Origin of the sequence: Algoriphagus sp. 4150 (genome assembly GCF_031457395.1) — a bacterium.
Lineage (GTDB): Bacteria > Bacteroidota > Bacteroidia > Cytophagales > Cyclobacteriaceae > Algoriphagus.
Window position 1 is genome coordinate 115,804 of record NZ_JAVDWS010000007.1, and the last position, 26,982, is coordinate 142,785.

11 protein-coding genes are annotated in these 26,982 nt (G+C 43.6%); 10 read left to right on the plus strand and 1 reads right to left on the minus strand.

Annotated features, from left to right (window positions below; all coding sequences use genetic code 11):
• The first annotated feature begins 23 nt into the window (after window positions 1-23).
• The 8 genes from J2X69_RS11525 (at window position 24) to J2X69_RS11560 (ending at window position 24,243) form a co-directional block, all read left to right on the plus strand.
• Entirely contained in the window at window positions 24-911 is an 888-nt protein-coding gene (locus tag J2X69_RS11525) for a hypothetical protein (protein ID WP_310103319.1), read from the plus strand.
• Window positions 901-1,716, plus strand: a complete 816-nt coding sequence (locus J2X69_RS11530; RefSeq protein WP_310103321.1) for a hypothetical protein — start codon at window positions 901-903, stop codon at window positions 1,714-1,716. The genes J2X69_RS11525 and J2X69_RS11530 overlap by 11 nt, the downstream gene beginning before the upstream one ends.
• A gap of 112 nt (window positions 1,717-1,828) precedes the next feature.
• Window positions 1,829-2,422, plus strand: a complete 594-nt coding sequence (locus J2X69_RS11535; protein ID WP_310103323.1) for a hypothetical protein — start codon at window positions 1,829-1,831, stop codon at window positions 2,420-2,422.
• Between the two features lie 3,246 nt (window positions 2,423-5,668).
• A complete protein-coding gene (locus tag J2X69_RS11540; RefSeq protein WP_310103325.1) occupies window positions 5,669-7,051 on the plus strand; it encodes a hypothetical protein in 1,383 nt (460 codons plus the stop codon).
• Complete coding sequence (locus J2X69_RS11545; RefSeq protein ID WP_310103327.1) at window positions 7,051-7,818, plus strand: hypothetical protein; 768 nt, start codon at window positions 7,051-7,053, stop codon at window positions 7,816-7,818. The genes J2X69_RS11540 and J2X69_RS11545 overlap by 1 nt, the downstream gene beginning before the upstream one ends.
• Before the next feature lie 19 nt (window positions 7,819-7,837).
• Entirely contained in the window at window positions 7,838-12,646 is a 4,809-nt protein-coding gene (locus tag J2X69_RS11550; RefSeq protein ID WP_310103331.1) for a hypothetical protein, read from the plus strand.
• The gene (locus J2X69_RS11555; protein WP_310103335.1) at window positions 12,647-15,868 is read left to right on the plus strand and encodes a PKD domain-containing protein; all 3,222 of its coding nucleotides are present in this window, start codon (window positions 12,647-12,649) and stop codon (window positions 15,866-15,868) included.
• Window positions 15,869-15,876: 8 nt separating this feature from the next.
• Window positions 15,877-24,243, plus strand: coding sequence for an RHS repeat-associated core domain-containing protein (locus tag J2X69_RS11560; RefSeq protein WP_310103338.1), 8,367 nt, complete (start codon window positions 15,877-15,879; stop codon window positions 24,241-24,243).
• An 18-nt stretch (window positions 24,244-24,261) separates the two neighbouring features.
• Here J2X69_RS11560 and J2X69_RS11565 read toward each other — a convergent pair whose 3' ends face one another.
• Window positions 24,262-24,894 (minus strand): imm11 family protein, encoded by a 633-nt coding sequence (locus J2X69_RS11565; protein ID WP_310103342.1) that lies wholly within the window; start codon window positions 24,892-24,894, stop codon window positions 24,262-24,264.
• A gap of 371 nt (window positions 24,895-25,265) precedes the next feature.
• Here J2X69_RS11565 and J2X69_RS11570 point away from each other — a divergent pair, with 371 nt between their 5' ends.
• Both J2X69_RS11570 and J2X69_RS11575 read left to right on the plus strand, forming a co-directional pair.
• Entirely contained in the window at window positions 25,266-26,339 is a 1,074-nt protein-coding gene (locus tag J2X69_RS11570) for an RHS repeat-associated core domain-containing protein (RefSeq protein WP_310103346.1), read from the plus strand.
• Window positions 26,340-26,349: 10 nt separating this feature from the next.
• Entirely contained in the window at window positions 26,350-26,718 is a 369-nt protein-coding gene (locus J2X69_RS11575) for a hypothetical protein (RefSeq protein ID WP_310103349.1), read from the plus strand.
• Window positions 26,719-26,982: the final 264 nt, after the last annotated feature.

Sequence of the window (26,982 nt, forward strand, 5' to 3'; positions counted from 1 at the left end):
CAAATGAGGAAAATCTATTGAACATGAATTTTATGATACAAAGAAAGCTAAGTGTTACAATTTTATTGCTATCGGTCTTGCTGTTTAGCCTTGCAGGGTATGTGAAAGCTCAGGATCAATCGGTGAGTGGCAAGCTGTCAATTACTCCACCGGGTTGGGGGACGTCTTTTATTCCTCATACGACAGGCAATATCGTTCTAACCGGTTTTTCGGGAAATAACGACGGTGGATTCTTGTACAGGATATTTGACGGCAGTTCTTATACCAATTTATTTAATATTAAGCCTAATGGGCGTGTGGGATTAGGGGTTGCAGAGCCTGTAGGAAGTCTGGATGTAAAGGGCCTGACTTACCTCAGGGCCTCTCCCACATTCAATACAGAGGTGGAACAATTGAGGTTTGGAAGGTTTGACAACGATGGTAGATACCATTCAATTTTCAGCAACCATTCAGGTGCTCTGGCGTCAAATTATCTTCAGTTTAGGATACATGACAACTCTTTGGGATCTCCATATAAGGTTCAGATTTCAGTTATGACATTATATGGTAATGGAAGTGTAGGCATTGGAACAACCAAGGTGCCTACAGAGATGCTTGAAGTCAACGGTAAGATAAAAACAAGGGAAGTAAACGTTACTGCATCGGGTTGGGCTGACCACGTTTTCAAATCTGATTATAAATTAATTCCCCTGGTTGAATTGGAATCTTTTATACAGAAAAACGGCCACCTTCCCAATATTCCCACTGAAGGGGAGGTAGCGGAAAAGGGAGTCAATCTGGCTGAAATGAACGTGAAGCTGCTGGAGAAGGTGGAGGAGTTGACGCTTTACCTTCTGGAGTTTCATAGGAAAAATGAAGAGCAGGATCAAATGATACAAGAACTAATAAAAAGACAGAATAATGAAAAGTAGATGTATGCTCATTTTGGTGGTTTTTCTACTTTCGGTTACCGCCTTTGCTCAGACCAATAGTTTTCCATCTTCCGGAAAGGTAGGAATCGGGACAGTAAACCCGCAGACGGCGCTTGAGGTTTCCGGGAACCAAAATTCCAATAGGATTTCACAATCAGGGGCAACCTACATTGAACTTCTGCAAAAAACTTGGGGCGGGGGAGGAGGAATTCTTTTCAGCGCCTATGGAGCTGATGTACTTGTAAACGGAAGTATTCCGCAGACCGGCAATACAAAGAATAAGTTCAGCCCCAATGTATTTGGAGGTTCTAGTCATGGCCCTGGCATGATTTACTATGGAGGAAACAGCGGGACAATGAATTTTTATGTCGGTCCGTCCTCTCCAGGTGCGGATACAGACGTGGTTTGGGGCGAACCCGTGCTAAGTCTCAATAGGTCGGGAAATGTAGGGATTGGAGTGAACTCCCCCTCAGCAAAGCTGGCAGTTGATGGAATTATAAAGACCAAAGAAGTAAATGTCACCGTTTCTGGCTGGCCGGATTATGTGTTCATGCCTGGGTATAAGCTGATGCCTTTGTCAGACCTTGAAGCTTTTATCAGGAAGAACGGGCACCTTCCCGATGTTCCTACTGAATCTGAAGTGATGGAAAACGGAGTCAACTTGGCTGAAATGAATGTGAAATTGTTGGAGAAGGTAGAGGAGTTGACCCTGTATGCGATCCAACAGGATGAGTTGCTGAAAAAGGTGTTGGAGAGGCTTTCCGTAGTGGAATCAAAACTAATCGGGGAAACTGTAATAGAATAACCCGAGGGAAAGGCAATGGGTGTTTAGTTGATGTGTATAATATTGAATTGTGAATGTTTGCTCTTCGGGATAGCCCTTCAGTGTACTAAATAATAAACTAATATAATAAGAAATGAATAAAGAATTATTTTTACCAATACTTGTGTTTGTTTTAATGATCCCTACTGTATTGAATGCTCAGGTTCAAACGGGAGTTTTTAGAACCCCTGAAGCTAACACTAATTATCATCATTTTACGCGTAGTAGTGATTCTGGGACAGCCGCAGTTTATATTAATCAAATTTCCACTGGTCCGATTTTACGGTTGTCAAGCGGTGTATTTACTGCAAATCAAGGTGTAAAGTTGACTGTTGAAAATAACGGTTCAATGGGTATCGGAACCTCGGCCCTCAGTGGTTATATGTTAGCCGTCAACGGTCGGATAAGAGCAAAAGAGGTAAAAGTTGAGACAGGTTGGTCTGACTTCGTTTTTAAAAGTAATTATGTTCTCCCCACACTGGCAGAAGTTGAAGAGTATATCAAAGAGAAAGGGCATTTGAAAGATATTCCAAGCGCTGAAGAAGTTGCTGAAAATGGTATATTTCTCGGAGAAATGGATTCAAAACTTTTGCAAAAAATTGAAGAATTGACATTGTATATTATAGAGCAGAATAAAAGAATTGAAAATCTGGAGAAAATAATAAAACAAAGCGGTCTTGATCAATGATCCAACAGTTTAATGCTCATTAGTGGGTTCTGAAGGTTTACAGGTTGATTCAGATTTTAACTATAGATGGATTCTCAGCCACTGTTCGTGTCGCCACGAGCGGCAGAATTTCCGATTCTAGCCGTCCGTGATGGCACGGACTGCGGCATGATTCTTACCTCACCTTCCTTATCAACTACCTGCACAAGACAGTTTGGATTTAACATTTAGGTTTAGTGCGAGGGCGCGGAGGTGGCCCCGAAGCGCTTCGCTTTCGGGAGGCCAGGCGGCTGGTCTGCGGGGAGAAGCTTTGCTGCGACTTGGCTTTTTGCCTGCCCGACGCGGCGGGGGCCTTTTGGACCAAGCCAAAAGAACGGAGAGAATTACCTCACACTATCGATACGGGTCAATAGGGAAAATGAGGATAGATAAGAAATAACCAACATACCTTTCCATCTCCTGCACTTATTCTCCATATTCCACAGAATCTGAAGGCAGGAGGCTATAGACTTGTTTCCTTATTCAACCCAGGGTTGAAACCCTGGGCTACAAATCTTCCATGCCTATGGCATTGCTTCGTATACGACAGCATGGTACTTACCAGACCTTCCGTCTCTACCGCCTACACTAGAGAGATCGTATTTGGTGCCTTGGTTTAGTGTTTAAGGCGCGAGGGGATGACGCAGCACGAGGGGGTGGCTGGTCTGCGCGGTAGGAGATTGCTGGCGTCTTGACCTTTTGGTTCTTTTGCGTCAAGGCAAAAGAACGGAGAGAAAAGACTTAACTTTATCGATAAGGATCAATGGAGAGATTGAGGATGGACACAATACATCCCGAGGACCTTTTCCACCTCCTGCACTGACTCTTAATTTTCGGACGATAATCCGGGGCAGGAGACCAGAGGATTTGTTATTGCGCTAACCATGGGTTACGCCTCCGGCTCACCCATGGTTATTGAGAAGTTTGATCCCTTCAGGATCATTTTTTCTTCAAATCCAGCGGGTTTAGCCGTCCGTGACACGAACGGCTGCACAGTACTTGCCTGACCTTCCGTCTTACTACCCAAACTAGAGAGCTCATATTTAGCACCTTGGTTTAGTGTGAGGGCGCGCTAGGCTGTCGTGGCAGCGAGGCAGGCGGTGGCTTTGAGGGCGGAAGCTTTGCCACGACTTGACTTTTTGCCTGCCCGACGCGGCGGGGTTCTTTTGCGTCAAGGCAAAAGAACGGAGAGAATTACCTCACACTATCGATACGGGTCAATAGGGAAAATGAGGATAGATAAGAAATAACCAACATACCTTTCCACCTCCTGCACTTATTCTCCATATTCCACAGAATCTGTAGGCAGGAGGCTATAGACTTGTTTCCTTATTCAACCCAGGGTTGAAACCCTGGGCTACAAATCTTCTATGCCTATGGCATTGCTTCGTATACGACAGCATGGTACTTACCAGACCTTCCGTCTCTACCCGCCTACACTAGAGAGATCGTATTTGGTGCCTTGGTTTAGTGTTTAAGGCGCGAGGGGATGACGCAGCACAGCTTGTCCGCCTCAGGTGGAAGGGTGCGGCTGGTCTGCGCGGTAGGAGGTTGCTGACGTCTTGACTTTTTGCCTGCCCGACGCGGCGGGGTTCTTTTGCGTCAAGGCAAAAGAACGGAGAGAAAAGACTTAACTTTATCGATAAGGATCAATAAAGAAATTGAGGATAGATAAAAAATAACTAACACACTTTTCCACCTCCTGCACTTATTCTCATATTCCACAGAATCTGTAGGCAGGAGACCATTGCCTTGTATGTTTTTAACCATGGGTTACGCTCGCTCACTTCGTATCGCTTACTCACCCATGGCTATTGAAAGTTTTACCCCTTCAGGGTAATTTTTATTCAAATATCAAGTTTTAGCCTTTCGCGATGATACGACACGAAAGGCGGCATAATGCTTACCTGACCTTCCTTATCAACTACCTGCACAAGACAACTCAGATTTAGCACCTTGGTTTAGTGCATGGGGAATGCCCTTGGAAGCAGGCGGTTTATTGGAGAAATAGGACGGCGTTAAAAAAACAAACTAGCCCCCGAGTGGGCGAGGGGGATCCGTTTGTTTTTAGCCGGACTATGAACCAATAAATGAATTGTCCGCAGGCAATTCAAGGCTGATTTCGGGCAAAGACTTTTGGGTACTTTTGGTCTCAAAAGTACCGAAGAAAAGCTACCTCAACTTTATCGCTGAGGATCAATAGAGAGATTGAGGATGAATAAAATACATACAACGCACCATTTTCCACCTCCTGCACCATTCCCCACTTCCAGACGATAATCCGGGGCAGGAGACCAGGGTTATTGATCTTTTTAAACCCAGCATTGAAATGCTAGGCAATATAATCGGTCATGTCCCGAAAGAATCGGGACTGGCTCTACGGCATTGTTTCGTTTTTACGGAGGCATGATGCTAACCTGACGGTCCGTCTCTACCACCTACACAAGACAGCTCAGATTTAGCACTAACTCGTCCTAAAATAAGTTTACAGACCTCCAAAAAATCTCTGTGCTCCCTCGTCACCATCCCTGCTTTTTTTTTGCCGTTTATTCTTATGGAATCGAGCATGTCGAAGACGACACACAACTTGTCCCGAACTTGCTTCGGGAGAGAGATGATTATTCACCGTGCGAGATTCTCCCGATCCTCCGCGGCGGATCGGGACAGGCTATCCCGTATCCTTCGTCACGGGACGGGTTATGGCCATTAAAAATCAAAATACAAACAGATGAAAAATATTTTCAGAGGTTTTTATTTATAGAAAATCGGATGGGGATGGAGTGGGCACTCTGTTGATCTCCGCCATAAATGATTGGGGAATATCTCGTCAATCCTGTCTATTCTTTCCCTCTGCAAATGGACTCCGGACTTGAGAAAACACGGATGTAAAAAGTAATGTTACAGGAAAATTTTAAGAAATTATTCTATAACATCAGGCCGTTGGGCGCTTCATTTTTTTCTCAAAATCCGATTGAATGTTGAAATTTATTTTTTGTTCAAAATTAGCCTAAAATTTTATAGCTGATAATCAGCGAATTGTAAATTCAATGGAATTTAGTCGAATTTTAAACCACACCAATTTATTTGCTGAATATATACTTAAATAACCCGTTTGAATGCTGATGAAAAATTCGGTGAGACTTGCAATACCCGATATAGGGTAATTTGTAATGAAAAAAAAAATGACCTATCATGCGTCGAATTAGGTGATTCTTTAATTAACGACGCATGGCAAAGGGGTATTATATCTTTGTATTGATTTTTTTCTTGTTCTTCGAAAGCTTAGCTCAGATCTCACTGGAAAAAACAATAATTGGGCCAATAAAAACTGTCCCGAAACTGTCGGATACTATTCCGCCAACTCTAAATCCGGTAGATTCTTCAACAATTCTTCTGCTGAAGAAGCAATTGTCGCCCCTCTCAACTACAGAGAAAATTTTGAAGAGGGATTCTATACTATCCATGACACCCTTTGGTGATAAGACCGGCGATTTGGACGAGCATAATCAGGTTGAATATTCCCAATATTTTGACGATGAGTTACCGCTTGGTTATATACGGGATAGTTTGATAGAACAGTCTTCAGCCTTTCTGCCCTTAAATGGGCTTGGAATTGATTCCTTAACTAAGAATTCTGAAATCTTTAAAAAAGCTTTACACCCAAATACAGTAATGACGGACAGCGCCAATTACATTTTTCAGAAAGCTGACAGGGTGCCCTCATCAGATGCGGTGAAAGGCATGTATAAAGATTCTTTACTCTCCAATGCATTAGTGCAAGATAAACTCCGCAAACTGGAAGGGAACAAACCGCATGCTTTTAAGAAAGACCTAACCGGTGATTTCCGGTTTGATAAACCGGAAAGCTTTATTGATAAACTGTCTTTGGATACACTATTCAACGGGCAGGCAGGAAATGCCCTGTTCAAAGATAAGACAACCTTTCAAGAGGGGTTTAAATCTCAATTTACGGATGAGATTGGAGACGAAATTATAGCAGTGGACGAAGTCAAACAAAAGCATGTCGTCGCCAAACGTGTTCTAAGCGTTAAAGACAGGGGGATAGTGGATAGTCTCCGGTCAATTGCTTCGGACAAGCTTTACAACATAAAGGATGAAGTCCAGGATTCTTTAAGTCTTTTCCTGGTATCCGAAAAGAGGAAACTCAAGGACAATATGTTTTTTGAAGGACTTGTCTCAATGGATACATACAAGGATAATGTGTCTGTTTCCGATTTTTCGGGAAGTCTTGGACTGAGGCTAAAGCAATTTTATGAAGTGGGAATGGGGCCCGAAATAGGAGTTTCGGGCAATGATTTTTCTGCCATAGGGGCCAGGCTGTTCGCAAGGAGAAAAATATTTGAAGAAAAGCTTTTTGTAATTGTGGAGAATTCATTTAGGAGGAATGGGCAATTTTCGGAAGCTGCTTCAGAAGCCGATGGCCTTTCCTCAAATCTAAAGCTGGGAGCAGGAAGATTGTTTAATCTTTCACCTAACGGGGAAACCAAACTTAATATCCAAACTCTCCTGAACCCACAATCCTTGAATGACGGTGGCTATAATAATGTGGTCGATTTACGATTAGGTATCTCCAAACTTTCCCGCAAATAATGAAATATATTGTTTTAATACCTGCGTTTTTGCTATGGACAGCTTCAGTGTTTGCCCAGCAATATGAGGAACTTGAAAATCATTTGAGAACTTCTGACACCACGGTGTATTATGTCCATCTCAATGTTGTACAGGGTGATTTTCAGCAGATAGCCTATCATGGAGGTAAAATAGGGGTAATCTTTGAGGATAAATTCGGGACAAAGGATTCTGTCAGGGTGGTCGTAGAGAATAAATCAGAACGGATTTCAACTAGTTACATTTTCCGTAAAAGTTTCGGAAACAACAGTTTTCTGCTTAATAATGTAGATTTATCAGGTTTGGATGAACCCACAATTTTTGACCTTTCCCTGGTGGATGACATGGGAAAGCGCTATAAAAAGAATTTAATGATCGATCCCATTCGGGATGAGTTGCCTATAAAAGCATCTATCATAAAATCCCCTATCAACATAGACTGTCAGACTCCTACCAATACTCTCATTGAATTTTTTAGTGATGTGAAAGGAGGAAAGGCCCCTTACCTGATTGAATGGAAGTTTCCTCAGAGTGAATCTGATTTTAAAGAATTGATTCCCGTCCAGGGATATAGCAGTGGGATTTTGGTGGACTTGCCTCCTCCGTATCAGATTGAATTGAAAGTGACTGATTCCTGTGGGATGATTGACTACCGGACAGTCAATGTCGCCTGTGATGCCTCAGCGCCAAATTACAATTCCATTTTATTCAATATGGATCCGGTCAGAAAACGAAGTATAGAAAAGTAATACCTTATTAATCTAGATTATGTTGTTATACAAACGAAGGAAAAGTATTGCACTTTTTTTATTGTTGACTTTTTTGGTTCCGATGGGATCAACCCAGGTTTTTGCATTGACATCAGGACCATTCGCTCCTGAATTCAGGGGTTTTTCAGCTATTGGTACCAATGAAATGGTAGATCCCTTTACCGGTGATTTTTCTTATAATATCCCGCTTTTCGAATTGCCGGGGCCAAATGGAGGATATCCATTTACCCTATCCTATGCAGCCGGATCCCAAATGGACGACGAAGCATCCTGGGTAGGATTGGGCTGGACCTTGTCCTCAGGGGCGATTAACCGTCAGCTGAGGGGATATCCGGATGAGTTTGCAGGGGATTTAATTCACAATACAGTGAGTATGGTTCCAAGTGTGACGGTAGGTGTGCAGGCGGGACTTGGACTTGAAGTAATAGGATTTCCGATATTTAAAGTTAAACCCACTTTGGGTCTGGGTATTTATAATAATAATTTAAATGGCCCGGGCTATTCTATATCTGCTGATTTTGGGCTTTCGGAAGTAGCGAAATCCCCGCAGGTAGGAGCAAACTTGGGACTGAACTTTGATTCGAATGAAGGAGGCACAGTCGGAATGGGGTTTTCATATGGCGCTGAATCCTTTCAGGCGGGCATGAACGGGGTTTATAATTCCAAATCCGGTTTAAGTTCTCTTGGGCTTTCAGCAAATTATTTATATACCAAAGAAAATGATAGTGGTGAAAAGGAATCGCGTGCAATTGGGACTTGGAATAATGCCTTTGCATTAACTTTTGCCCATCCTTCTTATTTTCCTCAAAATCCTTTCCCTATGTTGCATAAGAGTTTTTCTGCAACTGTTAAAGTTGGCGTAGGGGTAGTAGGGACTTACCCCAATGGCTATGTGACAGGGTATTATAATGAAAGTGGATTTAAAGATGATGGAATACGGGTAGCAACACCCGCTTATGGCTATTCCAACTTTCACAAGGTAGATCCAAACAGCGATTATCTTATTGATTTAAATAGGGAAAAGGACGGTATGATCAATTCCTTTTCCCCCAATCTGGCAATCCCGCACCATACCTATGACCTGTTCAGTGTTTCAGCAGCCGGTATTGGGGGGACTTTCAGAGCGTATAGAAATGACTTTGGACTGGTTCCCGAAAGTACTGTAAAGTCCCATTCTATTGGACTTTCAGCCGGAGTGGAATTGGGTGGAAAGCATGTGGGGGGTAACGCAACACCAAGCTATGCTGAAAATAAATCAGGATTCTGGGGAAGGGGAGCCGAAATCCTGGAAGGGCTTTTTTTTAACAAAATAGCTGAATCGCCCCAAATTGCACCGGTTGACTATAGTTTTGTGGGAGACCGTAACAGCTTTTCCCAGTCCCTATTTGATAAGACAGGCGGAATGGAAGCTGTCAATGTGAGAATTCAAAAGGCGTCCGGAATGATCCACCTGACAAATGAAAAGCAGGGATACACATCAAATGCCATGCTCCCTTTCGGGGAGAAAATAAAGGCAGAGACTCAACGGGAAGTGCTTCCGCTTATCAACGCAGATATTCTTAAGAACAACCTCAGTTTAATCCCTGAACTCAATATTGAATATTTTGACAAGAACAATAACATTGTTTCTCTGAACAGGGCTAATTTTCCCGAGCACCATATTGCCGGTTACATAATTACGGATCAGAATGGACTCCGGTACATATTCGGTCTTCCTGTATATAATTTGGTGCAGGAGGAATATAATTTTTCTGCCAGTCCTACAGATAGTTTGTTTACCGATGTATCCGCAACCAATGGAAAACCCAGGCATAAAATTCCGAATACCAAGGAATATTACAAAAAAACGGAAATTCCTGCTTACGCATACAGTTACCTGCTTACCTCCATACAAGGGCCTGATTACGTGGATGTCACAGCAGACGGGGTGAGTAGTGATGATTTGGGATACTGGGTTAAATTTTCCTATCAAAAAATCACAGATAATGTAACCAGATATAAGTGGCGTGATCCTTATATAAAAGCACATTATTTAAAGGGGTTTGCCATTGACGTTAGAGATGATCAGGGTGCTTTTACATATGGAGAGAAAGAGGTGTATTTCCTCAAACAGGCGGAGACGAAAACCCATATTGCCAAATTTATTTTTAATGATACGGATAGGGCAGATTCCAGAGGGGCTGTTGACCGTTTTCAGGATGCTGCTAATCCTGCCGACGGGTTGGATATGAAGAGTCTAAAAGAAGTGAAATTATTTACCCGTTTTGCAGGTGAGAACGAACCCCTCAAGAAGGTTAAGTTTACATACGATAATAGTCTCTGCACTAATCTTCCCAATGCTGTAGGCGGGGCAGGAAAGCTGACATTGAAATCAGTGGCTATCGAAAACGGTGTCGGTACACAGGGCAGCCAAAATCCTTACACGTTTACTTATTCTGATTTTAACCCCTCATACTCCCAATATTCCAAAGACCGGTGGGGGAATTATAAGCCAGCTTTATCTGATGGAGAATCAAATATAGACTGGCCATACGTTGATCAGCGTGCTGAAAATGAGGGGTTACAGGACCGGTTTGCCAGTGCATGGAATTTATCCTCCATAGTATTGCCCTCAAAAGGAACCATTAAAATAGACTATGAGGCCGACAGGTATGCTTTTGTCCAAAACGAACAGGCAGGTTCCATGACAAAAATGGAACTCTCCGGCACTGAACGCGGGAATAAGCTGGTGCATGGGTTTAATCCGGAATCAACCGCACCGAAAATAAGGTTTAAACTGGATAAACCCATTGGCGGAACCCTGTCTTCTATAGACCAAAAATCGGAGGTGATGCGGTATTTGGACATGGAGACCAAAGAAGTGTTTGTGAAACTGGATATTAATCTAAGAAAACCCCAAGGAAATGATTTCGAACTTATAGAGGGATATCTCAATATAAATTTGAATGCTCCGATGACTCTCGTAAAGGATGGCACCGGAAATTATGTCTATGGGGAATTTGAACTGGCAAAGATCAATGGAGTGCATCCCTTTGCTGCCATGGCATGGAAACACATTGAATTTGACCAGCCTTGGGCAGCAAATATGACCAAGAGTTTTTCCAGTGCAAGCTCGGCAAAACAACGGATTAATTTGATCAAGGGTCTTTCGGGAATTGCCGGATCAATACGGCAAACCATAGAGGGATTTAATGATTTTTGTAAGAATAATAATTGGGGGCGCGAGATAAATCTGAAGAAATCAGGTGTCCGTCTTCTAAATGCTAACAATAATAAAATAGGAGGGGGGCACCGGGTAAGGCAAATAACTATCGATGATGGTTGGGAGCATGATGTTGAAGGGATTTACGGTCAGGTATATGATTATACCCTCATGGAAGATGGAAGACAGATCAGTAGCGGGGTAAGCACATTCGAACCCTTTATCGGTGGGGAAGAAAATACACTTAGGAAATCCAAACAATACAAGGAAATCAGAAAATTAAGAAGTAATGCCAATCTGTATTTTGAATATCCGGTAAATGAAAGTTTATATCCTTCGCCTTCTGTGGGATATTCAGAGGTAAAGATTCTGAGTCTTCCTTCCGCCAAAAAAGCGGGCTATGAAATACTTCATGATTTTGTGGTACCTGAGGGCAGCAATGCTACCTATGGAACTACAGGTATGAAAAAAATGGAGTTCTATACTGCCAGGGACTTCCCTGTAATTCCTTTGGAAACAGATTTGAAAAAAGAAAAAATCAATATTGCCACATTTCCAAATCCATTTTTGAAAGTTCAGGAGAATGATTTTGTGGCAAGCCAGGGCTATGGCATCATAATAAATGATATGCACGGAAGACTAAAATCCGAAGAGGTATATGCACAGGGAAATTCAGGTGAAATTAATGCCCGGCCAATATCGTGGACCAGATATAACTACCGCTCGGAGGTAGGGGTAGAAAAAAGGAAGAAAATCGGACGTTTGAACAGTTTGTTTTCAACGAGAGGAAACAATGTATATTCTCTCTTGGATGAACAGGGGCCGGGTGATAAAAATGTATTTTATGGGTATCAATCCGATTTTATTGTAGATGCCAGAGAAATTACGGATGTGGCTTATTCCGGAGGGGCCACGTTTAATGCCGACTTTATTTTTATTTTCCCAATACCCTCCGTTTATCCCAATGTCGGGAGAGTTCAGAATAAACTCAGGACTATAGTCACCAATAAGGTTGTTTTTCAACAAGGCATCCTGGAGTCAGTTGAGTCATCCAATCTCGGCTCAAAAATCCTTGCGCAGCACTTACGTTGGGATGCCCTGACAGGTGCTACTATACTACAAAGAGTAAACAATAATTTTGAAGCACCTATTTATTCGCTGACAGTGCCCGCTTATCATACATATAATGGGATGGGACCTTCAAAAGCTAAAAGCAATTATTCTATAAAAATACCTAGTCTCGCCCGGTATAAGGAGACTACAGATGAATTTGTGTTTGGGTCAACTAGGGCAAATTCCAGCCTACTTACAAAAGGGGATGAACTGCTCCTGTATACAAATTCCGGTGATCTAAGGATCCCTGTGGCCAAAGGGATATATCAGGGGAATATTAATGGAGAGCATGTTGTTTATTCAACTGATGTGGATTTGAGCACTTACAATGATCTGGAAGCTAAAGTGTATCGCTCAGGAAACAGAAATATACTTACCCCGATCGGCAGAGCTATTACAGCACTGGAAAAGCCTGAAAACGGTTCTACATTCACATCTTCCAGAGGGGGACGGGTTCCGGCTCCACGTCCTATACCACGCCAAATACCGTAAATGAAAAAGCTATACATAGTAGTGATTCTGTTTGTAGTATTCATGCAGAATGTTTTCGCCCAGTCTGAATCGGAAACTGAAACTAAAAAAGAACAATTAAGGCTGGAAATGGAGCAGAGAACCAAAGAGGAAATAGAGACATTGTCTGCCTATTATGCTTCTTTTATTGATTCTGATATGAATTCTTCCCAAGGGGATGAAGTTTCAAAATCATCCAACATGGCAACTCAAAATTCTGCTATGTCCGCTCCTGCAGTTTCACCTGCTGAATTCAATGCGCTTATAGCACTGTACAACAGTGCGGGAGGACCGGATTGGACGAATAGTACAGGTTGGACCGATTCCGGTTCCCCACAGAATGTGAATGGATGGCATGGAATTACCGTGGATGCGGCAGGTCATGTTATTGGATTGAATTTATCAAACAATAACCTAGTTGGCACGGTGCCGAGCTCGATAAGCGGACTGAGTTACCTAGAAACCCTGAACTTGGGAAGAAACCATCTAACCGGACCTATACCGGCTTCGCTTGGAAATTTCCCATTGCTAATTCAGTTGAACCTGAATGATAATCAATTTACCGGCATGATCCCTTCAGGGCTTGGTTCCCTTGGCAGGCTTTTGTTTCTGGATATTTCATATAATCCTCAGCTGGATAGTACGATACCTCCCCAATTGGGGAATCTCTCTAAGCTTCTGGTGCTTTTCTTGTCCTATTCGAATTTGACGGGAGGCATACCTGATACATTCAGAAATTTGACTTCTCTTCGTACACTCCATTTGGCGGGAAACAAATTAACCGGCCCAATTATTCAGGATATTAATCTAATGGCTTCCTTACAAACGCTACACTTGGGAGCCAATGAGCTGGACGGACCAATTCCTTTTAGTTTATTAAGCCTTCCCCGTTTGGAATACTTGTCACTGTATGAAAATGAATTTACCGGGAGTATTCCGGGTTTTCCTGGTGAGACTCCTGCTTTCACAGAACTTAGATCCTTTGAAGTATATGACAATGAACTTTCTGGAACTATCCCTCGCTGGCTGGGAGAGCAAAAAATGCTGCAGTCTTTTAATATAGCTTATAACGGATTCACAGGTGAACTTCCTTCCGGATTGATGGGGGAAGGTTCTAATAAATCTGAGTTCAGGATAAACAACAATCCGGGACTGAAAGGTAAACTTCCCGCAAAAGTGAGCGCTGTATTGGGCGTAGTGGATATTTCCAATTGTAATTTTACTTTTATTGACTTTCTGAGTGTTCATAGGTCATTTATAGGAAGACAGTTTATCTATGCCCCCCAAGCTCCGGTGGATGTACAGAAAAATTTCACTGAAAGAATCGGATTCAAATTTAATTTCGAAGCTACGGTTGACAGAAATCTGGGCATAGCTTTTCCATCAGCTACCTATAAATGGTATAAAATTGTCAACGGGAATGAAGTTCTGATGCAGGATGGATCCCCAAGGTACAGTTTTAGATATACCACTCCATATTTGACCGATTCGGACTATGGGACTTACTTTTATACCATTACACACAGTAATGCACCATTACTGACATTGAGAAGCAGAAACCAAGTCCTTTCCAAGAACACGGCTTCTTTGGGGACAGTAGGATTCAACGCCTTTAATGTTTTCTGTGCGGTAGGATTTGAGCCGGAGCTCAATTTAATTGAAGGATGTACCCCCCTATCCTATGAATGGACTTTTGGTGATGGAAACAGCTCAGCCGATAGAACCCCGGTTAATGCTTATGCATCGAATGGGATATATTCAGTTACTTTAAAAGTTAACTTTAAATGTGGGGACACGATTCTTTTTACACTGTCAAATACCGGATCCATTAATTTTCAGGCAGGCCAAATTTCGGAGAATGATCTGGAAACGGTTACCTATGAAGTTAGAGTCCCTACAAGTGAGCAGGTGATTAGTTCCAGTGTCCAAACTTATGCCGATAATTGGGTTAAGAATTTCAAGAATGTTGATTTATCAAACTTAAGTGACTTTCAGAACGGTAAATCGGGGGTATGGAATCCACTGGCATCCTATTTCTATGATGGGGACAGGTCGTATACTGATCAACCGGATCTTTCAGCAGATGGAACCTATGATCTAAAGGGGTTTTCTTATATAAACCCTGATCAGGATATGGATAACGGATGGGTTTTGGGTGCACAAAACAATTCCTATAGTGAAGAGGGATTTGCGGATGAAGCAGTGGATGGTTTGGGGATATACAGTTCCAATTTATATGGCTACAAAGGTTCCAATGTAATAGCAAGTGCTTCCAATGCCAGGCAAAATGAAATTCTAGTTACCGATTTTGAGGATCCTGACGCAGGGGTGATTGGGAATTGGCGGATCTCACATAAGGTAAAATCCAAAGCTAAACCTGTTTCTGTTGATACAAGATTTGGTAAATTTATGATAGTTGTTAATGCGCCAATGGATGAAATTGCTGATTTTTCTTCCATCGTACTTTTAAATCATGATGAAACATACCGTTTTCCACCAAAATTGGAAATTTATTGCAAACAACCGCATCCTGACAATCCTAATCGTACAATATTAGTAGTTCCTAACGGCAGCATTCCTGGAAATCAGGGTTTTTATTCTGGAGGAGCGTTTTTAACTATTTCTCTAGATACTCCCGAGACTCTAGTGTTCGATTCACAATTTGCCCATACCGGTTCGAAAAGTATGAAGATTGTAAATCCTACCGAGTCGATAACCCAGGATCTATTGAGTCTTGAATCTGCAAAGAAATATAGTTTTTCAAGTTGGATTTCAAACGGTCAGTCAACCAATTCCCTTATTTCGGATCCAAATCAGTTTATCGAACTGATTTTCGAAAATGCTGCAGGGACGGCTATTTCCTCAACCAAATTTCATCCATCCTCACACACCATTGAAAAATGGAGAAAGGTCGAAGGGGACTTTGTTGTGCCGGCGGGTACCAAACGTATTCAGACAAAATTCTCTAAAGGGGCTAGTACGGCGATGTGGATTGATGATGTGAGGATTATGCCATCTGATGCCATGATGAAATCCTATGTGTATGATCCGGTGACCTTGCGTCTTTTGTCAATCCTGGATGAGGAGAATTTTGCTACCACTTATTTCTATGACGAGGAAGGCAACCTAAGATTGCTGAAAAAAGAGACGGATTCGGGTATCGTCACCATTACCGAAGTTGAGCAGTTTTTAAAAACCAATTGATTTTTTCTATGGAAAATGTATACAGGTATTTTAGGAAGGTTGCAATCGTAAGATTGGTCATAATTTTGGGATTCATCGGAGTTACAGAATTAGAGGCTTGCGCATTGGCCATTTCCGTTCCTTCCTCTTTTCAGGCATCGTTTGCTTCGCACAATTCGGTGAAGCTGGTCTGGACCTATTCAGGCGAGTCCCCGGATTCCTTTATCATAGAAAGGAAAACAAACAACGGTAATTTTACCCAGCTGACGACCGTCGCCGGGACATTGAATACCTTTACAAATAGCAGTTTGACCGTCGGGAACACCTATACCTACCGGGTGAAGACCAAGAAAGGGACTGTGTTTTCCGCTACTACACGGGAGATCAGTATCAAGATTCCGGAAAACCGGAGCTTTATCCCTTCAGAACTTCAGATGTCTCCCGGGGGCATTGCTTCCTTCTCTCCCATTGAGCATGTAATTCCATGGAATACATTCGCTACGGGCAACACATTTGACGTGTTCCAGACCCCTCCCTGCCTTACGGGTCAATATTATGTGGGCTTTGAGCTCAGCTATGACTTGGGAGATTTTAAGACCGAAGTGGACTGGAAAGCAGACCTTCAGATCAGCCTTCTGGATAATGGGGTGACCAAATGGACCAAACCCTTGTCCATTTCTTCGTTAACAGGAACTTGGACCGGGGTGGTTTTCCATGATGTTGCCCTCTCATGTGGTGGAGATTACAAGTTTAGAATCCACTCCAAAACAGCCACGGGCACAGTTCCGGGTGCACGGGTAAGATTAACGGAGAAACTTTACAAGAGAGTAGGGAATACTTTCAATCCCACCCAAACCCCTACATTGACTGTGGGATATACCGCAAACGTGGCCACGCTCAGCTGGTCTGCACCAAATGCGGATTTTAGGGAGTACGACTTGGAGTGGGTATTTATCTCTAGCCATGATAATTATACGGGGAACACGGCGGCCGGCGCATTTGCGCACCGGGAAGGAGTAGGGGTACGGTTAACGACCAACAGTTATTCCCATCCTATCTATTATCCAAGCGGCAAACTGTATTACCGTGTCCGTGCAGTGGGATATCATCCGGACTTTCCCGACAAGAAGGTTCCCGGAGGCTGGTCTTACAGCCCCAACAGCGGAACTGCTATCAGTAATCAGCAGACAAAGTACAACTGGCAAGTCAGGACGGATTTCATAGAGGGGGGGAGATACAAAAAGACTGTGTCTTACCTGGACGGTACGCTTCGTTCCAGGCAGCAGCTAAGTACCCTGAGCGGTGGGGAATACACGCTGGTCTCAGAAACTTGGTATGATTTTGAGGGGAGGGAGGCCGTGCAGTTTTTGCCGGCTCCGGTAAAAAGCGGGAGTCTTAATTACCGTTCCAATTTCAACCGATTTAACAATACCAGACCGGAAATACAACCCTTTGTCAACACGGCAATGAATGCCACAGGGAAGAGGAAATACCATTATGATAACGGGGTGGTGGTCGATAATACCATACAGAGCGGCAGTGGCACGGGGAGGTATTATTCAGTAAACAATACAGACTCTTCCATAGTCAATAGGGATTATCTCCCTAACGCCCAGGGGTATGCTGCTGTATTTACCGAGTACACCCCCGATCCTACAGGTAGGGTAAAGAAACAGAGTCAGCCGGGAAGCCGGTTTCGGATTGATGGGGCCAATACCACAAGAAAGTTCTATGCACAGGCCTTTCCTGAGGAGCTAATCCGCCTGTTTGGGACCAATGTAGGGGATGCCGTGCATTACCGCAAAGAAGTCATTGTGGATCCCAATGACCAGGCTTCTATACAATACCTCAACCAGGAAGGCCAGGTGGTTGCCACGGCTCTAGCCGGAAACAGCCCGCCAAACGTCACCCCTCTGGCAGAGTATTCTGCCCGGCAAAATGCAGGATGGGGGGCTGTGGTCTATGATCTGATTTCGCATAACAAAACGCTCGGGAGCAGCAAACTCGTCGATGCATCCTTTGTCAACACGACCGCCAACACGCCATATACCTTTGCCTATTCCCTGACGGGAATCGGAAGTGATTTGGATCAGTTAGGATGTCAAAATTGCGAATTCACCCTGAGCATGAGCTTGGTGGATCCGGATGGGTTGTTGGTAGCTTTACCGGCTATAGCCGGAGACGAGGAACCGCTGGCAGAGATATTCAGAAAGAATTTTACGGCATCGGACTGTCAGGTGAGTACGGATTTCAGCGCAGTAACTATTTCAATTGTCCTCCCCAAACTTGGCGAATATAGAATCATCAAAGAGCTGATGGTGAAAGAAAAGTCCTACAGTGAAATTATATCTGAGATCAGAAGTAGTACCGTATTCCAGCAGGAGAAAGTGGTTGTTGAGAGTGCTGCGGGTCAAGACCTTGGAGACTGTGAGATCTGTGACGAAACTTCCCCCGAAGCAGCGGAAGCTATAACCTGGGCGATCGACGGGGTGATTGAAGCTGAAGTGGAGGGCGTTTATTCACAGATTAGGAGTGAAGTGTTGGGTTCGATGGATGAACAGCAGGCATCCAACCCGGACGTAGTTGCATCGAGGATCAGGACCCATCCGGATTATTGCAAATATGAATTGATGGTTCAGAACAAGGGAGCCAGAAAGTTTGAGCTTGGGCTGGTACAAATCTCTACCATGTCCCAAGCAGTAGCCAATGATTATATTCCGTTAATTAGTAGAGACCCCTTTTATCAATCGGGCGGTGTGGGATCCTCCCGTCTCAGTGAGATGAACGGTAGACTGGGGAATATTATTCTGGGTAACGGAATCAGCGGATCACTTTCGGCAGTCGTAGCCCCGGAGAATAGAGCCATGTGGGTAAATGCCCAAGGCAATAAGGATCCCAATACTGGTTTTCATGTGCTTTACTTTGAACTATTCAAGAAAAGACAGGAGAACCAGATCACAGAGCAGCAGTTACAAAGTGCGCTTGACAGTGCGCAATGGCAGATGTATTCTTCTTTGTACAATAAAGCCAGTGCAGGGGTAAAGAAGAAAGTTGTGGCTATAAGCGGATGTCCGGCCTTTATGCAGGATTTGTTGGTTTGGGATGACCTGCCCAAAGACTTGAGCGAGGTTTCTGCCTGGGCTACCCAGAATGGCCTGGAAGAGCCGGTATCCGAAGAGGAACTTGATCAGGTGGTGGCGATGGTACAGAGCAAATGTTCAGCTGACTTTACCACAGCCCAGTTGAATACAATGAGGAATTCTCTCACAAGTTATTTCAATCAGGACAGGGCAGGTAATTTCTTCAACCTGATTTTGACCGAGGATTTGAACAGTCCTTTATTGGCTCCGGTGGCAAACCTGCTGCAATCAAAAGGCTGTTCCCTTGCCGCAGTTGCTACAGAAAATCCGTTCATCTGTGCTGCCGAATCAATTGTTACGGAGCCTGTGCTGCCCGGTGAGGATAATTGCCAAATAATGTACATGGCAGAGAACACACCTGTTCAGAAATTACAAATGCCGGCCATGACTGATGGGGAGCAGGATGAACTTGAACAACTGGCGACCCGTTTGGCTTTGGAATTGGAAGAGAGACTGGGTATGGACGTTAAGATACGCCCTTCTTCAAACCGGAGTGAAACCCAGAGCTCCGCTTTGAAGGGTAGTACCACCAACTTTACTACCAGTTCTACTGCTTTACCAAGTCAGGCAGAATACAGCGCATTGATGGATATTTATCAGGCAACGGGTGGCGCAAATTGGATTAACAAGACGGGATGGAGCACCGCAAATCCCAATGTGGTACAGTCAGTACATGGATGGAGCGGAGTGACTGTGGATGCCAATGGCCATGTGACCCGGGTGCATTTAACCGGGAACAATCTTACCGGATCACTTCCCGCAAGTATTGGGAATTTGGATTATTTAAGGGCACTGCTGCTTCCGGCAAACAACCTTTCAGGATCACTGCCGAATGTGTTTCACGAAATGGACAGCTTGAGAGAAATCCACTTCGATAATAATCAGCTTTCAGGAAATATCCCCCAATCCATAGGGTATTCGTCCAAGCTTGAAGTTATCCAACTCTCGAAGAATGCCCTGACAGGAAGTATCCCTTCCTACCTGAACAATCTTACTTCACTGGAATTCCTGATTCTTAACGATAACCAGCTGACGGGCTCTGTGCCTTACTCAATAGGGGAACTTACCAGCCTTAGGAATCTATATTTATACAATAATGATTTAACAGGCTCAATACCGGCATCTATCGGCAGTCTCTCCAAGCTTGAGTTGTTCCACTTGCAGCAAAACCGTATTTCGGGAGTGATTCCTCCGTCTGTCGGTAATCTGCTGCAACTAAAATCATTCTATGTACATAACAACCAAATCGTAGGGCACATTCCGTCTCAAATTGGAAACCTCACCAACTTGGAATTGGTGTTTATGTACAACAATAAATTAACGGGACCGATTCCTGCCTCTTTTGGGAATCTAAAAAAAGTCACTAACCTATTGTTGCTGTCAAACCAACTGGAAGGTCCAATTCCTCCGGAATTGGGAGGTATGACAAATCTTCAATTCCTAAACCTGTCAGATAATAAGCTAAGCGGTAACGTACCCTCTCAGCTTGGCAATCTATCCAACATGCATACGCTGAGAATAGATTACAATGAATTGACAGGCCAGTTGCCTGCAAGTCTCTGTTCACTTACCAATTTGGTTTTGTTCTATGCCCAAATGAATCAACTGACGGGCGATATACCATTATGTTTGTTGACCAATGGACCGGGCCAATTCAGAATATCCCATAACTACTATTATTTTACCGATCTGGGGGGAAAGACCCAGTATTGGCCACAGCCAAATTATTATTCTCCCCAACGGACACATTCTGAACAGACGAAATACGTGGTCTTTAACAGCGGAGGAGTAAATTTATCAACCGATGTGGGTAAAGATCTCAGCAGTCCTTCCAATTACCAATGGTACAAGGAGGGGAATGCTGTGACGGGTGCCTCACCTGCCAATGATTCCATCTACGTGGATTGTCCTGCACCCACGGCCGGCAATTGTTATGGCTGTGTGGGACAATATACGGCTGATGTCACCAATCCGGATTACCCTACGATCGTACTTTTAACGCCGCAAGCAAGAATAGAAGGCTATGTAACCCAAACTGAAACCGTCTGTACTGCCTATCAACTTGATCCTGCATTCAACCCCTGGCTGGCTTCTGTAAGCTATGTGCCTGACTGGGATGAGGTAGTGGAGCGCTGTCTGGCAGAGCGTGACACACTCCGTGCGGCTATAAGGGAAGCTGCAGTGGAAAAATTGGAAGATAAATGGGTGGAATCGTATCTCAGAGCCGCTTCAACTGCCTGTATGGAAGATGTCTCTGAGACTCTGAATATGACGGTCACCAATAAAGAGTACCATTATACCCTGTACTATTATGACCAGGCTACTAATCTGGTGCAGACGGTCCCTCCCAAAGGGGTGAAACCGCTCACCACTGAGCAGGTCAATCAGGTGAAATCGGGGGCTGCGGTAAATCCTGCCCATGAACTGCCGACCAAGTACCGCTACAACAGCAAGAACCAGCTGGTCTGGCAGTCCAGCCCCGACGGTGGAATATCCAGGTTTTGGTACAATGCCATCGGCCAGCTTAGGCTTTCCCAAAATGCCAAACAGGCAACAGAGGATTCTTATAGCTATAGTAAATACGACCGGTTGGGCAGAATCACCGAAACCGGGGAGCTTGTCACCACAGAAAATCTGGACAGTTTAAAAAAGAAGTTTAAGGAACTTGATTTTCCCCGTCGACCGGATTATACCTGTCGGGATATCACGATCACGGGGTATGATACGCCTAAGGCAGGCTTGCATCAGAAATTTACCCAGGAACACCTACGGAACCGGGTGAGTTATACCGCCCATCTGGAGAAGGGGAAGACAGATACCCTGCTGACCGCCTACAGCTACGATCCGCATGGAAACGTAAAGAGCTTGCTCCAGCAGATCCCGGGACTGCCTCATAAGATCACGGCCTACAAATATGACCTGATCAGCGGCAATGTAAATTATGTATTCTACCAGCCGGGGACAGCAGAGCAGCTGGTGCATCATTATGTATATGATGCGGACAACCGCATCGAGACGGTGCAGACCAGTACGGACGGATACCTATGGTCTACCGATGCCACCTACTATTATTATCCGCACGGCCCTCTTGCGCGGGTGGAACTGGGTGAGCATAAGGTGCAGGGGCTGGATTACTACTATACCCTTCAGGGCTGGCTGAAAGGAGTGAATATGCCGGGAGGCGGAGATCCGGGAGGGGATGGTATAGGTGCAATGCGGACAGGCAAGGATGCGATGGCCTTTGCGCTGGGGTATTATAGCGGGGATTATGTGCCGATCACCGCCGGAATTGTACTTACCGACAGCAGGGATGCCCTCTGGACCAGAAATAATACGGTCAGCGGAAACACGGGGCTGTACAACGGCAATATTTCCTGGATGAACACCGAGCTGGCAGGTTCCCAGGACCAATACGATATGCAGGCAATGCTGTACAAATATGATCAGCTGCACCGGATCGTACAGGCAAGAAGTTTGCGGGAGTATACCACTAACTTTACTACCAGGACAGCAGCGACGGCAAAGGCATACGATGCTACCTATACCTATGATGCCAACGGGAATCTATTAACGCTGAAACGTAACGACTCACAGGCATCGCTGCTCCATGATTTTGATTACGAGTACTATCCGGGCACCAACAAACTGCGTAAGGTGGTGGGTGAATACCCGCCGATTGTCCTTGACAGCAAAGTATATAACAGCAATCCGTTGGTGTCAGACGGACAGCATTACCGCTTTATTACAGTGAGGGACGGAGCGGTATTGCCTTCAGGGCAGAGTGCCGTACTCAAAGCCAGCGAACAGATAGTATTACTGCCGGACACCCATATCCGCAGCGGTTCCACCTTCAGTGCATCTATCGAGGGATCGCCGGGTGTCCCCGCCCCGCCTGGCGGGCAGTACACCTACGATGCCATAGGCAATCTGATCAGTGATAAGGAAGAAGGGGTGACAGATATAGAATGGACCCCGTCGGGCAAAGTCAGAAAAGTGACCAAATCTTCGGGTTCACCGATAGAGTTTAGATACGATGCGGCAGGGAATAGGGTAGAGAAGAAACAAGGAACGGCAATCACCCGATATGTGAGGGACGCAAGTGGAAATGTGATGGCGGTCTATCAGGCCGACACCATCTCTGAGCGACCGATATATGGTTCTTCCAGACTCGGGAATCTGGCCTATGCTTCCCAAGCAGGGTATCGGACTGTAGGGTACAAAAACTATGAGCTTTCTAACCATCTCGGCAATGTTCTTGCGGTTGTCTCAGACCGAATCCATATGAAGACCGATAGTACTTGGTCCGAGGTGGTATCACGATCTGATTATTACCCGTTTGGCTTGGCGATGAGCGGCAGAACTGAAAGCTCTGGCTACCGTTATGGGTTTAACGGGAAAGAGAAAGACCCGGAAGGAATGGGCGGGGGAGGCTCTACTTACGACTACGGTTTCAGGATCTATAATCCGGAGATAGCCAAGTTTCTGAGTGTGGATCCTATAGCTGCCAATTTCCCTTATCTGAGTCCGTATCAGTTTGCCGGCCTTGATCCTATCAAGTATATAGACTTAGATGGACTTGAGAGAGCTTATATTGATTCAAGAAGCGGCTATATCATTCCGGCTAGTGATTTTCATCAGCATACGCCTCCTCCTGGAGTGGTGTTTTTACACGAGGGTCCAGGAAGGGAGGAGCTTGACAGAGCTAGGGATGAGTTAAGGACTGTTGGCAGCTTTATTCCAGTTCTTGACTGGTTTATTGATGGCCAAGATGCTTATAATGACTTTAGCAATGGGAATTATCTTCTTGGGACACTAAGTGGCCTATCCATTATTCCAGGAGCTGATTTTGTAACTAAGCCTATAAAGTTGGCATTAAAGAATGCTGACAAATTAAGAGCTGCTTTAAAAATCACTGATAAATCATTAGAGGCACATCATATTATACCTACTCAGCTTTTAAAGGAAAATAAATTGGTTCAGGATGCTGTTAGTGCTGGCTTCGAATTTAACGGTGAGATTAATGGTATAGCGGTTAAAAGATTTAGGTTAGCCGAAAACGCAGGTCAGCATGCCAATCATCCAGCATATACTGACCAAATAAGAATAGCACTAGATAGATTTACAAAGGACAATAAAAATTATACTCCTGGTCAAGCGAGAGAATTTTTGGAGGATTTTAGCGGTCAGTTAAGAAATCAAATACAAGGAGAGACTGTTGAAGGAGGAAAGAAAATAAATGATTTAATAATAAGATAGTTGAAGGAAAGGAGGCCTCTAACAGATGTTCGTGGCCTCTTTGACTTTTATACCAGTTACGTTATTTTCAAATATTGCAGTCTTCAGTTTTTCAGAAACATAAATTCCCATATCGAAGGGTATGCTGCTAATCAAATCCAAAGTTTTATCGAATTCGTTGCCTAAAGAAATTTTGTCAATTCCCACTCCCCATAATAACCCATTTTCTTTTTTTTGTTGGAGATAATCCTCGTAAGAAGAGAGACAGATAGAACCTTTTCTAAAAGTGCTTTTGGTCCAGTAAAAGGTAGAGCCAGAATAATCAATTTTATTATTAAATCTCATATCAACCAAATGCATCCAAAAATATAATTCTTCTTTCTTTCCAGTCTCGACAGTTACTGGATAAAATTTATGTGCCATGATGTTAAATGAGTCAAGTAGTACTTTAAATCTGTGGCTGATCAACAAACCATGTGCAGAAATAGCAGCTTGGCTCAGAACATCGGTAAGTTTAGTACGATTACCAAGTTTGAAGGCGAGGTTTGGCGATGGGATGGTAAACGCGTCAAAACTGACATTATGAGCTTCGTTTAACGTTAAGCAACTAGCCTGGGGAAAGTCGGAGCCAATCTCCTCTGTGTTTGTTTCGTGTTTTATGGTATAGTACATAAATAAAATTACAAAGCTACCACGTTTTTCTGGGAGAAATCCTTGAATTTTTGTTGGTGAGCATCTTGTCGATCAGTTTGAATATGGTCTGTCTGTCCTCGTCCTCTAGCTGCTGGATAAGCCTGAGTAAGTCTACCTGCTGAGAAGCATGTTTTTTACTTATGGAAAAACAGTGTTTGATTGATAAAATTCTTTTTTCAAATGTAAACTCTTTCGAATTTAAGTAAAAACTGATTAAATATATATCTTGACGAAGCGAATACAAAGGATTTCGGAAGCGTTCTTTGATTTAAGGATTGAGCATAGACTTTGTAGCATTATGAGCTAACCATCTCGGCAATGTTCTTGCGGTTGTCTCTGACCGCATCCATATGAAGACCGACAGCATCCGCCCCGGCGGACAGGCCTGGGCTGAGGTGATCTCAAGATCGGATGGATCTTGTCCCGATGAGCGCAGCGATATCGGGAATCCATTTGGCTTGGCGATGGGTGGGCGAACAGAAAGCTCAGGATACCGTTATGGGTTTAACGGGAAAGAGAAAGACCCGGAAGGCATGGGCGGAGGAGGAAGCACTTATGACTACGGTTTTAGGATTTATAATCCTGAGATTGCGAAGTTTTTGAGTGTGGATCCGCTGACCGGTTCATATCCGATGCTGACCCCTTATCAGTTTGCGAGTAACAGACCAATTGATGGGATTGATCTGGATGGGTTGGAAAGGATACATTACAGCTTCGCAATCGAAAAACAGCAGTCAGGAGAATCCGTACAAGTCTTCAACTTCTTAGGAGTTCAAAAGAGCCGTGAAGTCCAGATGTCAACAATACTGGGGATTTTCGGATGGAATCCGACATTCCATTTTCCTTTGGAAAAAGAAGTGGTTGTGCATGCTGCGATGGAAAATGGAGGAGATGTAGGATACAGGTTCCCAAATATGAAGGAAGCCTTTCAAGCGGCTAAAAACAATTTTGATGGGATTAACATTTACGATCCTGCAAAAACAACCAATGCAGAGGAAATACGATTGAATGAAATGGAGGGCACAGCACAAGCATTTGGTCAGGTTGGTGCGGTAACAGCCAATTTTGGGATACAGAGAGGGTTGAAGAATTTAGAGAATTCTGTCACTAAGACGGGAATACAGTTAACTAAAAAGACTTTTGGTCATACATTTACTACTCACGGAGATGATATGACAAACTTTTTGATTAATAGAGCTAAAGGTTCTGGTATGGCACAAGGTCAATTCTTGAATAATCAAAAAGCTGCTCAATTTATTTTAGACAACGTAGGTAAAACAGCAAATGGGGCTGTGAATATTCCTATTCCAAAAGGCATTCCTGCAAGAGTTATTATGCCAGATGGAACATTTAAAGCTGCTACTCATATACGACTTATTCCTGGTGGCGGTGGAGTTAAAACAGCTTATCCATTAATCCCTTAATTTATTCCTTATGATACTAAAAAAAGAAATAATTGAACAGCTTAGTAAGGAGTTGTTATTGCCTTATACAGGTATGGAACAGGATTGGGAGATAGAAATGGCAGATTCTAACAGAATTGATGAATTTGTTAAGTTCTATAAGGAAAGTAATTTGTGCGATGATAAAAAAAATGCAGTAATGTCTCTTATACTTTCTTCTTATGATGATTTGCTAAATGAGAATAATTTGGAAATTGATGACAAATGGAACGAAATAAAATCAATATTAAAATCTGAAAGAATAATTTTTGTTGACTTGGTAGACTATTGGTCATTGAATAATGAAGTAGAAGAAGATAATCTTTTCCGAATAACACCCCTTATGAGAAATATAAAATAGAGTGAATTTATTTATTGAAATATTGTGTCTTCTTTAATTTCATTTGTTGCTAATATTAATGGTTCTACCTAGAATTTATTGGAAGACAAGCCCAATGGGGGCGAGCAACAGTAGATGCTTTTAAACGCCTTTAACTCGATAGCATTCCTTAATTTCACCTATTAGAATTTGTATTTTCCACTAACTTAAGGGCAGAACCATATTAATTAAACTTTGAGTATCTGAGATGCAACGGCATTTTGGAAGCGTTCTTTGACCGGTGAG

Coding starts and splice junctions, on each gene's coding strand:
- J2X69_RS11525 (WP_310103319.1), top strand. CDS start 24: ATGAATTTTATGATACAAAGAAAGCTAAGTGTTACAATTTTATTGCTA.
- J2X69_RS11530 (WP_310103321.1), top strand. CDS start 901: ATGAAAAGTAGATGTATGCTCATTTTGGTGGTTTTTCTACTTTCGGTT.
- J2X69_RS11535 (WP_310103323.1), top strand. CDS start 1,829: ATGAATAAAGAATTATTTTTACCAATACTTGTGTTTGTTTTAATGATC.
- J2X69_RS11540 (WP_310103325.1), top strand. CDS start 5,669: ATGGCAAAGGGGTATTATATCTTTGTATTGATTTTTTTCTTGTTCTTC.
- J2X69_RS11545 (WP_310103327.1), top strand. CDS start 7,051: ATGAAATATATTGTTTTAATACCTGCGTTTTTGCTATGGACAGCTTCA.
- J2X69_RS11550 (WP_310103331.1), top strand. CDS start 7,838: ATGTTGTTATACAAACGAAGGAAAAGTATTGCACTTTTTTTATTGTTG.
- J2X69_RS11555 (WP_310103335.1), top strand. CDS start 12,647: ATGAAAAAGCTATACATAGTAGTGATTCTGTTTGTAGTATTCATGCAG.
- J2X69_RS11560 (WP_310103338.1), top strand. CDS start 15,877: ATGGAAAATGTATACAGGTATTTTAGGAAGGTTGCAATCGTAAGATTG.
- J2X69_RS11565 (WP_310103342.1), bottom strand. CDS start 24,894: ATGTACTATACCATAAAACACGAAACAAACACAGAGGAGATTGGCTCC.
- J2X69_RS11570 (WP_310103346.1), top strand. CDS start 25,266: ATGAAGACCGACAGCATCCGCCCCGGCGGACAGGCCTGGGCTGAGGTG.
- J2X69_RS11575 (WP_310103349.1), top strand. CDS start 26,350: ATGATACTAAAAAAAGAAATAATTGAACAGCTTAGTAAGGAGTTGTTA.